This is a genomic window from Paenibacillus sp. J22FR5, assembly GCF_059691975.1.
Window position 1 is genome coordinate 78,732 of the sequence record NZ_JCAUAN010000024.1, and the last position, 15,993, is coordinate 94,724.

Below are 15,993 nucleotides of genomic sequence, written 5' to 3' on the forward strand. Positions count from 1 at the left end.
AAACGAGGGGGTGAACGGGTGTGTGCCCGCCCAACCCTCTTACATCCTTTGCGAAAAGTCGCCAAAACGCTATTGGAATGTCGTCAGATTGTTAGTTGGGCAGTGATGTAACCATTATGATAGAGGTAAGACATATCAGAATATAGCAAGAAGGAAGGGATTCTTAAATGGATAAAGCCGCAATGGCGAGTACAGATCAGGTAAGTACTCGGTCAAAGAAAAAGGAAAATCGGTACCGCAAATATTCGCCGCTCTTGATCATGATGGCGCCGGGTCTTATTTACATGTTTTTCAATAACTATCTCCCGATGCTCGGGATCGCGATCGCCTTCAAAAAAATAAATTTCGCTAAAGGTATCCTCGATAGCGATTGGGTTGGCTTTAAGAATTTTGAATACCTGTTCAAGACATCTGACGCTTTTATCATAACCCGTAATACGATTCTGTATAATCTGTTGTTTATTTTTCTAGGAACATTTTTGTCCTTTGTCTGTGCCGTTTTGCTGAACGAAATTAAAAATAAAGTATTGATAAAATTTTACCAAAGCATCATCACGTTGCCCCATCTAATATCCATGGTCATCGTCAGTTACTTGGTATTTGCACTTCTTAGTCCGGACACGGGTTTTCTGAATCACACGGTACTCCCTTGGTTTGGAATAAAGGATGGTATCTCATGGTACAGTGAAGATAAATACTGGCCTTGGATTTTGACAATCGTACATTTCTGGAAAAGCGTAGGATACTCCAGTATTGTGTTCTTCGCGGCGCTGCTCGGCATTGACGAAGAATATTATGAAGCGGCCAGACTTGACGGTGCGACTCGATTACAGCAAATCCGCCACATTACCTTGCCGATTCTGACTCCGGTGATTATTATGTTGACTCTGCTTAGTGTAGGACGAATTTTTTACTCTGACTTTGGTCTGTTCTACCAAGTTCCAATGAACGCCGGGGCACTATTTAATACAACGGCGACGATCGATACTTATGTATTTAGAGGTTTGATGGGCGGCGGAGACCTTGGCATGTCCACCGCGGCAGGAGTCTATCAATCCGTCGTCGGATTCCTGCTCGTCATACTAGCGAACTATACCGTGCGACGTTTCAGCAAAGACAACGCGTTGTTCTAAGGAGGGAATCATCTTGAAAAATGAAAGCAAAGGCTTGACATGGTTCGCCCATGTTATGATGTTAGTGTTCGCCGTCGTCTGTATTCTACCGTTCGTGTTGCTCATTTCTGCATCGTTTACCGATCAGAATGCCATCATCGCACACGGTTACTCTTTTATCCCCCATACGTTCAGTTTGGCAGCGTATGAGTATCTGTATCAAAGAGGGGGGGATATCGCACGTGCTTATGGGGTGACCATTTTCGTAACGATCGTTGGAACAGCAGCAGGGGTAGCCATTACGGCACTTCTAGCCTATCCGTTGTCCAGAAGTGTGACCCCCCACCGTAATTTGATTATGTTACTCGTTTTCTTCACCATGTTGTTTAATGGAGGACTCGTTCCCACCTACTTAGTATTTACACAGCTCTTCCATATCAAGAATACCATCTGGGCGTTAATTGTGCCGGGGCTGCTGACGAACGGATTTTACGTCATGATGATGCGGACTTTTTTCCAAACGACGATTCCAAGCGCTTTGATCGAATCCGCACAAATAGACGGAGCCGGAGAGTACAGAACCTTATGGTCGATCGTGATTCCTCTGTCGGCGCCTATCCTTGCAACGATCGGATTGTTTGAATGTATTATGTATTGGAATGATTGGCAGCTAGGGATGATCTATATTACCAATCCAAAGCTTTTCAGTATCCAAAATTTGCTGAATCGTATCATACAGGACATTCAGTTTATCAACACCAATATGAGCAATAATGCGGGTGATGCCATGCAGCAAATGCCTTCAGATTCAGTTAAGATGGCCATTGCCGTGATTGGCGTACTGCCTATCCTAGTGGCGTATCCGTTCTTCCAAAAATATTTTATCAAAGGAATAATGATCGGTGCTGTAAAAGGGTAAGGGTGGATAACTCAAATAGTTTGCCAAAGTTCAACGCCACAACTGATTTATTATGGTTGTGGCGTTGATAGTTTTTTTAAAGATTTAGAGTATGATAGAAGTAAGATTGAAATCAAATCCTAAAGGAGTCGAGATGGCATGGATACTCGCAAGTGGAACTGGCGGCGAACCTCATTGCGGTACAAGCTAATAGCTAGCGTCCTTATTCTGACTTTGCCGTTTGTCGGGATGCTTTTATACAACAACTATTATGCTATTCATGTCGTTCGCGGCCAAGTTGCCGATTCTTACAAAAATCTGCTGGGACTATATATGAACCAAACGGATTCAAGTCTGAATGATGTGGATTCCTATATGAATACAGTAGCAAGCACCGGTTATGATTTATTGTCCCTGAGCCAGGCTGCAACAGATCTGGATTATTACAGTGCAAATGTTTATTTGTTCAATAAGCTGACTAGGGAGATTTCATTGTTCGAATCCATAAATTCATTTTTTGTTTATACAGACCACAGGCAAGATTTTTTGAATATATCCAGAAACAATCGCCCGACAGTTGAAGAAAACGATATCATTTCAGAACATATCATCGATTTGATTCATTCCCGTCAATTTCTGAAAGGGACATCCGAAAAAAGATGGCAGACTATTCGAATAGGACAAGATAATTACCTTATTGATATTGTTCAAGCAGGCGACGCTTATTTGGGGGCATGGGTTAAAGCCGATGAATTATTAAAGCCGCTTAGCTCACTTCAGATCGGAGAGGAGGGAGAAGTCATTTTAGTCAATGAGAAGGGTGCACCCATTACGGATACAAAACTGGTAAGCGAATATGGAATCGAGTTGCACAAGAACCTAAACGAATATTATATTTCGGGCACGAGCAGGAAATTTCTGGTTGTCAGTGCATCGTCCCGTAAAGGTGAATTCAACTTGGTTACATTAATTCCCGATCATTATATTTTGGCAAAGCTTCCTTATCTTCAATCCATCGTCTGGTTGATTACGATCGCCATTTTTCTCTTTATCCCTATCGGGCTTTATTTCATGAGGCAGTCGATATTGGTTCCGTTATATCGGGTATTGCGTTCCATGCAGAAGGTTCGCGAGGGAGACTGGAGCAGCAGGGTAGTGCTCAACAACACTCCGGGTGAATTTCAGCTGATCGGTGAGGAATTCAACGCCATGATGACGGAGGTTGAAAGACTGCGCATTAATGTCTACGAAGAACAACTGAATAAGCAAAAGGAAGAATTGCAACGGCTACAGCTGCAGGTTAATCCGCATTTTTTCCTGAACACACTCAATATCGTATATAATCTGGCCAAAGTGAAAAACTATGAATTAATCTTGGAAATCACGATGTCTTTGATCGAATATTTCCGTTATATGTTTCGCAGCAATACCTCCTTCGTACCTTTAAAAGACGAGCTTGAGCATACTCGGAATTATTTGCGGATTCAGAGCCTACGGTTCCCTGGCAAACTGATATGGACCATCTATGCGCCGGATTACTTATCGGAAGTCCCAATTCCTCCGTTAGTCATCCAATCGTTTGTCGAGAATTCAATTAAACATGCCGTCACGCTGGATGAGCCGCTTAACATGTTCGTGCAGATCGAATTTTTGATTGACGAGCCCGGCTCCCGAATGAAAATAAGCATCAAAGATTCAGGGCTCGGATTTGGTGACCAAGTTCTTCGAGAGCTACAGGCAGGCCGAAGTGTCGAGAATGAACGGGGCGAGCATACCGGAATCTGGAACGTGGAGCGGCGATTAAGACTTTTGTACGGTAAAACCGTATCCATTCGATACGATAACGATAAGGGAACCGGCGGTGCTGCGGTAGATATCATTCTTCCTACAAATCCGGGAATGGAGGAAACACGATGAATTATCATCTGCTTATTGTTGACGACGAAGTTCTCGCCATCGAAGGGGTGAAATCCGATCTTGATCTAAATAAATTAGGGATTACCAAATTGTTTACAGCCATCAATATTAGACAAGCCAAAGACTTGTTTGAAAGGGAAAAGATCGATATTCTGCTCTGCGATATCGAAATGCCTCAAGGCAGCGGCTTTGATCTGCTTACTTGGGTACGGGAGTATCATACCCATACAGCGGCGATCTTCTTTACAAGTCATGCCAATTTTAAATACGCCAAAGAAGCATTGCAGCTAGGAAGTCTCGATTATTTACTGAAGCCCGTTCGTGCGACCGATTTGGAGAACGCCATCCGCAAGGCGCAGGCTACTATCGACCGTAACAGTGAAATCAATAGGAACAGCCAGTCCCATCAATTATGGCTCAAGCATCATTCCTTTATTATTGAACGGTTTTGGGTGGACTTGATTAGTCATTCCATACCAAGCCAGCAGGCCGCAATCCAAGATCAGGTCGAGCGCCATCATATTCCAATTACAGAAGAATCCATTTTCCTTCCCATTCTTATTTCTGTCCAAAGATGGAAGAAAGAGCTAAACCGAAGAGATGAGAAGATCCTCGAATACGCCCTTAAAAATTCAGCCGAAGATATCCTTATAGGCGATCGTTCTAACGGTATATGCTTTCAATTGGACCGGGGAATGCTCATGATTGTATTGGTCGCGAACCGGGGAACGGATTGGGATTATGATCAGCTTACAGAAGATTGCCGTCAATATATAGATTCTTGTAATGGTTATTTTTACTGTGACCTGTCCTGTTATTTCGGACTCTCTGTAGAGGCCCATGAGATGGCAGAAATGGTATCGGAGTTGCGGAATCGGGACCGTAACAATGTAGTCTTTGTGAACCAAGTCTTTCTTCACCATGAAAGCGGATCCTCCATTCAGCCTGCTAAGTTGCCGGCATTGCGTGTAGTCTTGTCCCTAATGAAGACTGGTACCAAAGAAGCCGTAATTCACGAAGTGGAAGCGATCTTAGACAATCTTGTAAGTAATCAAGGGATGGATGCCGAGATTTTGCATCATTTCAATCAAAATTTTGCACAGGTCGTGTTTTCATTCCTGAACTTGAGAGGCATTGAAGCCAATCAATTGTTCGGAGATGAAGAGTCTAAAAGCATTTCGGAAACAGCCCTACGGTCCATAACGGATATGCTTGCTTGGGTTCGTCATTCCGTAAGCAAAGCGATGAACCATGCGGAAGCGGTTAAAGAGACGGAAAAGATCGTCCAGACCGTTAAAGCCTATATATCTCTTAACATGGATCAGGATATGACCCGTGAATCGATCGCCAACCAGGTTTTTCTCCATCCGGATTATTTAACGAGAATTTTTAAAAAGGAAACGGGATATGCCATATCCGATTACATTGTGCTGGAAAAAATCAAGGTTGTGAAGGAGTTATTGTCCCAAACGGATTTGCCTGTAAGTTCCATTGCATCAACTTTGGGATACACGAATTTTTCGTATTTTACAAAACTGTTTAAAAAGCATGTCGGAATTGGGCCAATGGAGTATAGGAGTCAATTCAGCAACCTTTAATATGTCGTGAAAACGCTATTATGATGTCGTCAAAGTGTTAGTCGCTCCTCAAGCGGAACGATATGATGAAGATGTAAATGAACAATACCAAATGGGGGGTAATACGATGAAAAGTAAAATGAAAATGGCCGCCTTGTCGCTTGCCGCAGTTATGTTAACGGGAGTGATTGCCGGGTGTTCGTCATCCAAGAATGAGGGAGGCAGTGCTTCTACTGCATCACCTGCTTCCACGGGAAGCGCAAACAGCGCTACGAAGGATCCGTATGAAATTGCAATTGCCATGCCGGTCTTTGGAGCAGTCCCTAAGGATATACAAGCGGTACAGGATGAAATCAGTAAAATCACGCAAGCGAAAATCAACGCAACGGTCAAACTACTTCCGATCAGCATCGGTGCTTGGGCGCAGCAACTGAATTTGATGACGTCCGCCGGCGAAAAGCTGGATATGTCCTTTGATTTTGGGGCTTCCTACCCGGCTGATGTGGCTGCAGGTAAAGTAGTAGCTTTGGACGGCATTCTGGACAAGTACGGTCAGGATCTAAAAAAACAATTCGATATCGATTACTTGAATAGCGCAAAGGTTAGCGGTAAGCTTTATGGCGTTCCTGTTATTAAGGATTATACGACCGGGCAAGCCGGCGTTGTGATGAGGAAAGATTTGGTCGACAAGTATAAGATTGATATCTCCTCCATCAAGAAAATGGATGATCTGGATCGTGTGTTCAAAACGATAAAAGACAATGAACCCAATGTGTTACCGCTGGGAACTGGGTCAAGCGGTCCGTTTGAGCAATTTTTTAATTATGACAAAATGGGCGACCGGTTTGGGGTATTGCCCGGGTTCGACAATGGTCTTAAGCTCGTGAATTATTACGAGACCAAAGGATACGAAGACGATTTGAAAAGAATGAATGCATGGTTTAAAGCAGGATATATCAATAAAGACGCTGCTACGAGTCAGATTAGCGGTACGGATCTCATGAAGGCAAATAAGATATTTTCTTACTTCATAGCTAATAAACCGGGAGGTGTAGAAGGGGAAAGCCGCTTGTCGGGCAAAGAGTTAGTATTTGCTCCTTTAACTCCGAATGTATATTCGACAACCAGCGATGTGCTTACAGGGCTTTGGACGATTTCTCAGAATTCTAAGAATACCGATAGAGCCATGATGTTCATGAATCTTATGTACTCGGATAAGGATATCGCTAATTTGTTATTGTGGGGCATTGAGGGTAAGCATTATGTAAAGAAAGCGGAGACCAGTATTGATTATCCTGCCGGCATCGATACGAAGACGGTCGGTTATGCCAATCAAGGTTGGCTCATTGGGAACCCAACCATAACCTACACGTTTGCCAACGAACCTGCGGATAAGTGGAAATTATCCTTGGAAGCGAATAAAAAGGCGATAAAGTCGAAAGCGCTTGGCTTCTCCTTTAATGCCGAACCCGTTAAAAACGAGTCTATAGCCCTTAACAATGTTCTGCAACAGTATAAACAAGGTTTGGAATCGGGTACCATTGATCCTGCCGATAAGCTTGAAGAGTTTAGATCCAAGCTGAAGGCTGCGGGGATTGATAAAGTTATTGCAGAGAAGCAGAAGCAATTGGACGCTTGGGTAGTTGCAAACAAAAAATAATGGCAAGAGCCGGGTCATGTTTTACGACCCGGCTTTACTATGGAGGTAGAAGATTTTGGCGCAGAACACGGAACCGAACATTGAATTTTTAGAACAGAAAGATGGGCCGACACTGGGCCTATCAAGAGATTCCGGAGTCGGTATAGTAAGACAGGATGGCTATGTTTTCAAAGATTTAAATAAGGACGGCAAGCTCGACAAGTACGAAGATTGGAGACTTTCACCGGAGGAAAGAGCTAAGGATCTGGTATCCAGAATGACCATCGAGCAGCTAGCGGGGCTTATGCTGCACAGTAATCACCAGTCGCTTCCAAATCAAGGCTGGTTCCAGGAAACCTACGGCGGAAAGCGATATGTGGAAAGTGGAGCACAGTCCCATGATTTAACGGACCAGCAGGTTCAGTTCCTAACGGCGGATCATGTCCGTCATGTCCTGTTGACGACGATCGATAGTCCCGTGACAGCGGCAAAGTGGAACAACAAGGTACAGGCACTTGCGGAAAGCCTCGGCCTTGGGATTCCAGTCGGCTTCAGCAGCGATCCTCGTCATAGTACGGACTCCTCCAAAGAATTTAATGCCGGAGCGGGTGGCGTCATCTCGATGTGGCCGGAGCAGCTTGGATTAGCTGCAACGTTTGATCCGCAGGTGACGCGCCGTTTCGGAGAGATCGCTTCTAAAGAATATCGAGCATTAGGTATTACAACCGCACTGTCACCGCAAGTCGATCTTGCAACAGATCCGCGCTGGAACCGGCTTGTTATGACTTTCGGCGAGGATCCGAAGCTTGCGACCGATATGTCGCGTGCCTATGCCGATGGATTCCAAACCTCGTACGGTGATAAGGAGCTGGATCGCGGTTGGGGCTTCGAAAGCGTGCATGCGATGGCGAAGCATTGGCCCGGCGGAGGATCTGGCGAAGGCGGTCGAGACGCCCATTTCGGCTATGGCAAGTTCGCCGTATATCCGGGCAACAACTTTGAACAGCACTTGATTCCTTTCCTGGAGGGGGCATTTAAGCTGGATGGCCCGACGGGTAAAGTGTCTGCTATAATGCCCTATTATACGATTTCCTTCGATCAAGATAAGAAAAATGGAGAGAATGTTGCTAACTCCTACAGTTCCTATCTCATCACCGATCTGCTTCGGAACAAGTATGGGTATGAAGGTGTTGTCTGTACGGATTGGGGAATCATCAACGATGCTCCCGCTGATATTCGAAGACTATATCCGGGGGGGAAATGTTGGGGAGTTGAAGACGGGTATACCATAGTAGAACGGTATTATAAACTTCTAATGGCAGGTGTCGATCAGTTTGGTGGGTACCAGCAATTAGCTCCTGTTATGGAGGCTTATAGCATCGCTGTTCGTGAGCATGGTGAAGCGTACATGCGTAATCGGCTCGAGCAGTCCGCCGTACGTATTCTAATTAACCTCTTCCGTGTCGGTTTATTCGAGAACCCTTATCGGGTACCGGAGGAGACTGACGCAACGGTCGGCTCAGCTGAATTTATGCGTGAGGGTTACGAAGCTCAGCTTAAGTCGGTGGTGTTGCTGAAGAATGAGAATCAGGTACTACCGCTGCCAAAACGAACTAAAGTGTTTATTCCGAAGCGCTATCGTCCCGCGAGTACGAACTGGCTAGGAGTTCCAACGCCTGAGGTGGATCAATATCCGATCAACCTTGACATCGTCAGGAGGTATTTCGACGTTGTCGATAAGCCGGATGAAGCCGATGCAGGGCTGGTCTTTATCGAAAGTCCGTATACGACTTATGGCTATAGCCAGTCGGACGCCGAGGCCGGAGGTAACGGATATGTACCGATCAGCTTGCAGTACGGAACCTACACAGCGGAGCATGCTCGCGAGACGAGTATCGCAGGGGATGCTAGGGATGTAGTGAACCGTTCCTACAAGGGGAAGACGGTGACGGTCACCAATACGACTGACTTGGATATGGTGTTGAACACGAAACGACTCTTGGGCGGTAAGCCCGTCATCGTCTCGCTCGCAATGAACAACCCTACGGTTGTAGCCGAATTTGAGAAGGAAGCAAGTGCGATTGTCGTTAGCTTCGGAGTGCAAGATCAGGCGATCTTGGACATTTTAAGCGGCGGCGCGGAACCGTCTGCACTATTGCCGATTCAGATGCCGGCCAACATGAGAACGGTAGAAGAGCAGTTTGAGGACGTACCGCATGATATGGATGTCCATATCGATACACAGGGGAACCGTTATGATTTCGCCTTCGGAATGAATTGGAGCGGTGTCATCCGTGATGAACGGGTTTCGAAATACAAACATAGGGGTTAAGTCATCCAAAAGGCCGGGTATCCATCTCCAATGGACCCGGTTTTTTTCATAAGTCGCCAAAACGTTATGGATATGTCGTGAGAGTGTTAGTGAACAAAATAGGTTGCAGTTATGATAATAGTAACGAAGCCTTTGTTTTGTTAGGAAAGGAGAATTACTATGCTTAGAGAAAATATTGACCGCGCATGGGAATTTATAAGCGGCAAACCATCGGACATTCCGGGTATGAGCCGGCCTGGGAAAGTCGTACATCTTCCACATGATTTTACAATCGAAACGGATCCATCCGCCGATGCACCGGCCGGCTCGCTAACAGGTTATTACAACGGAGGGGTCGGGACTTACACCAAGATTCTCAACTTTCCTGACGACTTTTCGAATAAGCGGGTTCTGGTGGAGTTCGACGGTTCGTATATGAACACCACGGTTGTCTTGAACGGACATACTGTGGCCAGACACCATTACGGCTATAGTCCGTTTCATGCCGATCTCACTCCCTATATGAAACCCGGAAAGCCGAACCGTTTATCCGTAACCGTCAATAATGCTGCTCAGCCCAATGCCCGCTGGTATACGGGCTCGGGGCTTTACCGGCATGTCGATCTTCTTTGTGCTCCGAAAACACATATCGCCCCTTGGGGCATATATGCCCATACTTCCCATATTGTAAACGGCACCGCGTTCGTCGTGGTCGAAACGACGTTGGAAAACCATAACGCCGATATTGCCGATCTGTGGGTAGACATTCGCTTCGAGAAGGAGGCCTGCGGCACCATTGCGGGCACCGGAAGGGTCAAAGTGCACGTACCCGCGGGAGAAAAGGGCGTCGGTCGGGTGATGGTCGCGATTGAGAATGCCGAACTTTGGGATATCGATTCCCCGAAGCTGTATAAGATTACGGCTCAGCTGACTGACAATGAAACCATTCTGGACAGCGACAACACGATATTTGGCATCAGGACTATTTCGGTCGACGTCATAAACGGCTTTATGCTGAACGGGCACACCCTCAAGCTTAAAGGCGGGTGCGTGCATCACGACAACGGGATTCTGGGGGCAGCTTCCTTTAAGGACAGCGAATATCGCAGGATGAAGGTCCACAAAGACAATGGCTATAACGCGATTCGATTTGCTCACAATCCGATGTCAAGGGACTTGCTGGATGCCTGCAACCGGCTGGGATTGCTGGTAATTAACGAAGTCTTCGACGTTTGGACGATGGAGAAGAACACACATGATTACAGTCAGTACTTCGAACAAGACTGGCAGAAAGATCTGGATGCCGTTATTCTACGGGACCGAAACGCCCCCTGTGTGATTATGTGGTCTGTCGGCAATGAGGTGCCGGAGCGTGGAGGGTTGTCTGGCGGATACCTCTGGTCCGCGAAGCTGGCGGCACGCGTTCGTGAGCTGGACCCGACTAGGTTTGTCACCAACGCCGTGTGCTCCTTCTTTAGCGGTCTCGATGACGAGGATTCGGCTATCTTTTTCAAGGGCCTTTTCGAGCAATCGATGCGTGGAGGAGACTTGATCAATTTGGACACGGAATTTGGCATAAGCATCTGGGGGGACTATACCGAGGCTCTCAATGCGCCGATGGATGTCGTCGGGTACAATTATCTGAATTACCATTTTGAAGACGCAATAGAGAAGTATCCGAATCGGGTCATTTGCTCAACCGAGAGCAAGCCGCGGGAAATGGCCGTGTATTGGAACGATGTAGAACGATTCTCTCATGTCATCGGGGACTTTAATTGGACGAGCCACGATTATCTTGGCGAGGCAGGGCTCGGCAAAGTCCACTATGTGAATCCCGAGCAAGTCGCCGAGGAAAGTAGAAAGGTTCATCTTTCCCCTTATCCATGGCGCACGGCCAATGACTCGGACTTTGATCTATGCAGCTTTGAACGTCCACAACTGGCCTATCGCAGAATTGTGTGGGGATCCGAAGAGACCTTCATTGTTTCCCACCATCCGAAAAACGATGGATTGATCGAAATTATGGCACGCTGGGGATGGCCGGAGTGCGAGAATGCATGGAGCTGGGCCGGCTACGAGGGAAAACCCATCAAGGTGGAGGTGTACTCCGCGGCAGAGGAAGTGGAGCTAATCCATAATGGAAAGAGCCTCGGGAGAAAGCCTGCCGGCAAGGAGAACCGCTTCACTGCACAGTTTGAGCTCACCTATGAGCCGGGAACCTTGGATGCGATCAGCTACACGGCAGGTGAGAAGATTTCTTCTAATCTTCTCGAGTCCGCAGGAAAGCCGGCCGGAATCCGAATTAGTCCGGATAAGATGGCGCTAGTTGCTGACGGACAATCACTGTCCTTCGCGGTCGTGGAGATCGTGGATAGCGAGGGACGACTTGTTCCGACAGCAGAATGCAAGGCAACGGCCATAGTGGAAGGTGAAGCAACACTTGCTGCCTTTGGTACCGGTAGGCCTGAGACGAGTGAAAATTATACTAGAGGAGAGTTTACTTCCTATAAGGGTAGGCTGCTGGCGATCATCCGTGCAGGCTATGAGCCTGGTTCCGCCGTTCTAACGGTCGGCATGGAAGGGCTGGAAGCTGTATCTGTCGAGATATCCGTAAAGTAAAACCCAAGGCAACGGGGGAAATGAAACTATGAAAAACGAGACCAAGCAATATGTCAATCCCGTGATTCCCGGCTTCCATCCGGATCCGAGCATTTGTAAAGTAGGCTCCGACTTTTATTTAGTTACGAGTACCTTTCAATATTTTCCTGGTGTACCAATCTTCCATAGCCGTGATCTCGTCCATTGGTCACAAATCGGGCATTGTTTGACGCGCAGGAGCCAACTGGACCTGGAAGGGTGCAAAAGTTCTATGGGCATATATGCGCCGACTCTGCGATTTCATAATGGTCGCTTCTATATGATTACGACGAATGTAAAAATATTTCAAAATTTTTATGTTTGGGCCGAAAAACCGGAAGGGCCTTGGTCCGAACCGATTTGGCCCGAATGGCCGAGCGTCGATCCGTCCCTGTTCTTTGATGAGGACGGGCGTGTATTCATTACGGGAACCGGTGGATTTTTTGGGGACGAGCCGAAAGGGATTTATCAAGCGGAGATCGACCTGGAGTCCGGAAAGCTGTTATCCGAACGACGTCTCATCTGGCAAGGAACTGGCGGTAAATCGGCGGAAGGCCCGCACCTGTATCGAATTAACGGGAAGTACTACTTGTTGATTGCAGAGGGAGGGACTGAGTACGGTCACATGGTTACAATTGCGCGGAGCGATTCACCATACGGACCATTCGAGAGCAATCCCGACAATCCGATCCTGACTCACCGGAGTTCAGGTACTCCGATCCAGGCAACGGGGCATGCGGATCTCGTCCAACTGGAGGATGGGAGCTGGTGGGCTGTTTTCCTGGGGATTCGTCCAGTATCCGTTCCTTTCAGCGGGCGGCACCACCATTTGGGACGTGAGACGTTTCTTGCTCCGGTCACATGGTCCGCAGACGGATGGCCGGTGATCGGGGATGGCGGCAAGATTGCGGAGAAGATGGATGCCGGAACTCTTCCGCTTGTAGCCGATGAGTTACATTGGACGGACGTTGATGATTTTAACTCGAACCGGCTGCAATTGGAGTGGAACTTCATTAGAAATCCGCGTGACGAGGACTGGTCTCTGGAAGAAAGACAGGGATGGTTAACCCTTCGCGGCTCAGCCGAAACCTTGAATGATATCGCTTCTCCGGCGTTTGTCGGGCGGAGACAGCAGCATTTTCGATGCAGCGTTTCTACGCTATTGTCTTTCGATCCAGTACAAGAAGGCGAGGAAGCCGGGCTGACGGTTTACATGAACGAGCGGTTTCATTATGAGATCGCGTTGACCCTCGATGCTTCAGGGAACCGTAAAGTGATTTTTCGGCGCCGCATCGGATCGTTATGGAAAGTCGAACTCGAGGATGCCTATGAGGAATCCGACATCATTCTCGGGCTGGAAGCGGAACCCTCTCAGTATTCATTCTTTTATGCATCCCCTAATGGAGAACGCAAATCGTTCGGCTCAGGCGAATGCTCGTTACTGTCCACCGAGGTGGCCGGCGGATTCACGGGAGTTTACTTTGGACTCTATGCAACCGGGAACGGAAGAGCTTGCACGGTTCCCGCTTTCTTCGACTGGTTTCAATATAAGCCGTTAGGCTAGAGTTTGCCTAAGCATAATTAATTTGACAAAGGAGCATTATTAAATATGTTATATCCTATTGTGACGGAAACACGCAGCGTTATTGAACTTAGCGGAATTTGGAATTTTAAGCTGGATTCGGGAAAAGGCTTTGAAGAAGAATGGTATAACGCTCCTCTTCAGGATACGATCAGCATGTCTGTACCCTCCTCGTTTAACGACGTTGGGGTCACAGCTAACATTCGGAATCATGTAGGATGGGTGTGGTACGAGAGGGATTTCACTGTGCCGGGTATTCTATTCGGAGAGCGACTGGTTTTACGCTTCGGTTCCGCTACCCACAAGGCTAAGGTTTATGTGAACGGGAACCTTGTCATGGAGCACATTGGGGGCTTTACGCCATTCGAAGCTGAGATCAAACCGTTTCTACAGACAGGTAAAAATCGCCTGACGGTAGCGGTAAATAACATTGTGGATGAAACGACGCTTCCGATGGGCACTTATAGCGAGTCGGAAGTACCCGGTTTGGGCAAGGTTGTGAAAAATAGCCCGTATTTTGATTTCTTCAACTATGCGGGACTTCACAGACCGGTCAAAATCTACACCACCCCTGGGACCTACCTCCAGGATGTGTCTATCGTGACGGATCTGAATGCTGCTAGTGGCATCGTCCGTTATGAGGCGACCATTGAGGGTGAAGCGCAAGTGAAGGCAACCGTTGTTGACCAAACGGGTGTGAATGTAGGTTCATCGGACGGATCTTCCGGCTCGATCCACATCGAGAACGTAAAGCTGTGGGAGCCTCTTGCCGCTTACCTCTATACGCTCAAACTTGAATTGATTCAGGATGGCCGAACAATCGATAGTTATGAGCAACCGTTCGGCGTAAGGACAGTTGAAGTGAGAGACGGCAAGTTCCTGATCAACAACAAGCCTTTTTACTTTAAAGGCTTCGGCAAGCACGAGGACACGCCGATTAACGGTCGGGGCCTGAATGAAGCAGCCAATGTGATGGATTTTCAATTGATGAAATGGATTGGAGCGAACTCATTCCGGACCGCGCATTATCCGTATTCCGAAGAAATTATGCGACTTGCAGATCGGGAGGGCATTGTAGTCATTGACGAGACTCCAGCCTGTGGTATGCATCTCAGCTTTAATGTCACCCCGACAAAGGGACCAAGCCGTAATACGTGGGATGTCCTTCAAACCCAGGAGCATCATCAAGATGTCGTTCGAGAAATGATTGCGCGTGATAAAAATCACGCATGCGTCGTCATGTGGTGTATCGCGAATGAGCCGGCATCGGAGGAGGAAGGCGCGGTGGAGTACTTCCGTCCGCTTCTGGAGTTAGCCAGGGAGATTGACCCTCAGAAGAGACCGGTCACCATCGTTCATATTATGATGGCTACGCCTGATCGCGATAAAGTAGCCGAATTGGTCGATGTATTGTGCATTAATCGCTACTATGGATGGTACGCGTTCGGTGGAGAATTGGAAACGGCTAAAGTCATACTGCGTGGAGAATTGAACGCCTGGACCCAGCGATGCCCGGGAAAACCGATTATGATCACCGAGTATGGTGCCGATACGATTGCCGGTTTCCACGATATAGATCCGGTCATGTTTACGGAAGAATATCAGGTGGACTATCTGCGTGCGAACCATGAGGTGTTCGATGAATTCGAGCATTTCATTGGCGAGCAAGTATGGAATTTTGCCGATTTTCAGACCAGCCAAGGCATCTTAAGAGCTCAAGGGAATAAAAAAGGGATCTTTACGCGGGATCGCAAGCCGAAAATGGCGGCACACGAGCTGCGGAGACGTTGGACATCCATTCCCGACTTCGGTTACAAGGGAAATTCGTCTAAATAAACCAGTGTATTTGCCTGATGTCTAATGGTAATACATTGAACAAGCTAAAAAGGTTGACTCTATATATAACTAGAGTCAATCTTTTTATTTTTTCACTTTTACCGACCAGGTAAGTCCAGCCAATGGATTGCGCTCTACCTGATATAGCTTTAAAACAAAAGAACGCTGGCAAAGGTCCATAAAACCGATGTCAGCGTTCCGCTTTTTTATAAGGTCAAGAGGTATTAGATGGTGTGTTCTTTATCGTACGTATCTCAATCTGGCCAACGATTGATACGAATACTTAATCATGATCTGACATAGAAGTGATTAAGAATTAGTAGGCTATTAGAAGGAAAGGTTGCCATAGTTACAGGTTCTGGCCAGGGAGTCGGAACAGATACTGCAATCTGCATGGCTCAATTAAGCGCCAAGGTAGTGACGAATAATCGGAAGCCCGTTTCCTCTCAAAACGTTGGTGTGTGGAGGCGGGCAGAATTGCAAC

Annotated in this window: 10 protein-coding genes and 1 pseudogene; 10 read left to right on the forward strand and 1 reads right to left on the reverse strand. The window is 47.1% G+C overall.

Features of this window, described 5'->3' with window-relative positions:
- Positions 1–167 precede the first annotated feature (167 nt).
- The 7 genes and pseudogenes from AC58P7_RS24660 to AC58P7_RS24690 all read left to right on the forward strand — a co-directional run.
- On the forward strand, positions 168–1,133 hold the full coding sequence (locus AC58P7_RS24660) for an ABC transporter permease (RefSeq protein WP_497347644.1): 966 nt from the start codon (positions 168–170) through the stop codon (positions 1,131–1,133).
- Positions 1,134–1,146: 13 nt separating this feature from the next.
- On the forward strand, positions 1,147–2,031 hold the full coding sequence (locus tag AC58P7_RS24665; RefSeq protein ID WP_497347646.1) for a carbohydrate ABC transporter permease: 885 nt from the start codon (positions 1,147–1,149) through the stop codon (positions 2,029–2,031).
- Positions 2,032–2,169: 138 nt separating this feature from the next.
- On the forward strand, positions 2,170–3,927 hold the full coding sequence (locus tag AC58P7_RS24670) for a sensor histidine kinase (RefSeq protein WP_497347648.1): 1,758 nt from the start codon (positions 2,170–2,172) through the stop codon (positions 3,925–3,927).
- Positions 3,924–5,525 carry a response regulator transcription factor gene (locus AC58P7_RS24675; RefSeq protein WP_497347650.1) on the forward strand — a complete coding sequence of 534 codons (1,602 nt, stop codon included), beginning with the start codon at positions 3,924–3,926 and terminating at the stop codon, positions 5,523–5,525. The genes AC58P7_RS24670 and AC58P7_RS24675 overlap by 4 nt, the downstream gene beginning before the upstream one ends.
- Positions 5,526–5,631: 106 nt before the next feature.
- A complete protein-coding gene (locus tag AC58P7_RS24680; protein WP_497347651.1) occupies positions 5,632–7,164 on the forward strand; it encodes an ABC transporter substrate-binding protein in 1,533 nt (510 codons plus the stop codon).
- A 55-nt stretch (positions 7,165–7,219) separates the two neighbouring features.
- Positions 7,220–9,475, forward strand: a complete 2,256-nt coding sequence (locus AC58P7_RS24685; protein WP_497347653.1) for a glycoside hydrolase family 3 protein — start codon at positions 7,220–7,222, stop codon at positions 9,473–9,475.
- Positions 9,476–9,700: 225 nt separating this feature from the next.
- A pseudogene (locus tag AC58P7_RS24690) lies at positions 9,701–10,033 on the forward strand (sugar-binding domain-containing protein); the annotation flags it as partial.
- Here the strand turns inward: AC58P7_RS24690 and AC58P7_RS24695 are convergent.
- Positions 10,001–10,189 carry a hypothetical protein gene (locus AC58P7_RS24695; protein ID WP_497347703.1) on the reverse strand — a complete coding sequence of 63 codons (189 nt, stop codon included), beginning with the start codon at positions 10,187–10,189 and terminating at the stop codon, positions 10,001–10,003. The pseudogene AC58P7_RS24690 and the gene AC58P7_RS24695 overlap by 33 nt on opposite strands.
- On the opposite strand from AC58P7_RS24695, the gene AC58P7_RS24700 reads away from it, so the two are divergent.
- Genes AC58P7_RS24700 through uidA form a run of 3 tightly spaced genes read left to right on the forward strand, consistent with a single transcriptional unit; the run spans position 10,178 to position 15,509 of the window.
- Complete coding sequence (locus AC58P7_RS24700) at positions 10,178–12,073, forward strand: glycoside hydrolase family 2 TIM barrel-domain containing protein (protein WP_497347695.1); 1,896 nt, start codon at positions 10,178–10,180, stop codon at positions 12,071–12,073. The genes AC58P7_RS24695 and AC58P7_RS24700 overlap by 12 nt on opposite strands.
- 28 nt (positions 12,074–12,101) lie before the next feature.
- A complete protein-coding gene (locus AC58P7_RS24705; protein ID WP_497347655.1) occupies positions 12,102–13,655 on the forward strand; it encodes a glycoside hydrolase family 43 protein in 1,554 nt (517 codons plus the stop codon).
- A 45-nt stretch (positions 13,656–13,700) separates the two neighbouring features.
- The gene (gene uidA, locus AC58P7_RS24710; protein WP_497347657.1) at positions 13,701–15,509 is read left to right on the forward strand and encodes a beta-glucuronidase; all 1,809 of its coding nucleotides are present in this window, start codon (positions 13,701–13,703) and stop codon (positions 15,507–15,509) included.
- Positions 15,510–15,993 lie beyond the last annotated feature (484 nt).

Bases quoted from the DNA above. Each gene is read 5' to 3' on its own strand.
- AC58P7_RS24670 (WP_497347648.1), top strand. From the start codon at position 2,170: ATGGATACTCGCAAGTGGAACTGGCGGCGAACCTCATTGCGGTACAAG.
- AC58P7_RS24695 (WP_497347703.1), bottom strand. From the start codon at position 10,189: ATGGTTTTCCAACGTCGTTTCGACCACGACGAACGCGGTGCCGTTTAC.
- uidA (WP_497347657.1), top strand. From the start codon at position 13,701: ATGTTATATCCTATTGTGACGGAAACACGCAGCGTTATTGAACTTAGC.
- AC58P7_RS24675 (WP_497347650.1), top strand. From the start codon at position 3,924: ATGAATTATCATCTGCTTATTGTTGACGACGAAGTTCTCGCCATCGAA.
- AC58P7_RS24660 (WP_497347644.1), top strand. From the start codon at position 168: ATGGATAAAGCCGCAATGGCGAGTACAGATCAGGTAAGTACTCGGTCA.
- AC58P7_RS24705 (WP_497347655.1), top strand. From the start codon at position 12,102: ATGAAAAACGAGACCAAGCAATATGTCAATCCCGTGATTCCCGGCTTC.
- AC58P7_RS24680 (WP_497347651.1), top strand. From the start codon at position 5,632: ATGAAAAGTAAAATGAAAATGGCCGCCTTGTCGCTTGCCGCAGTTATG.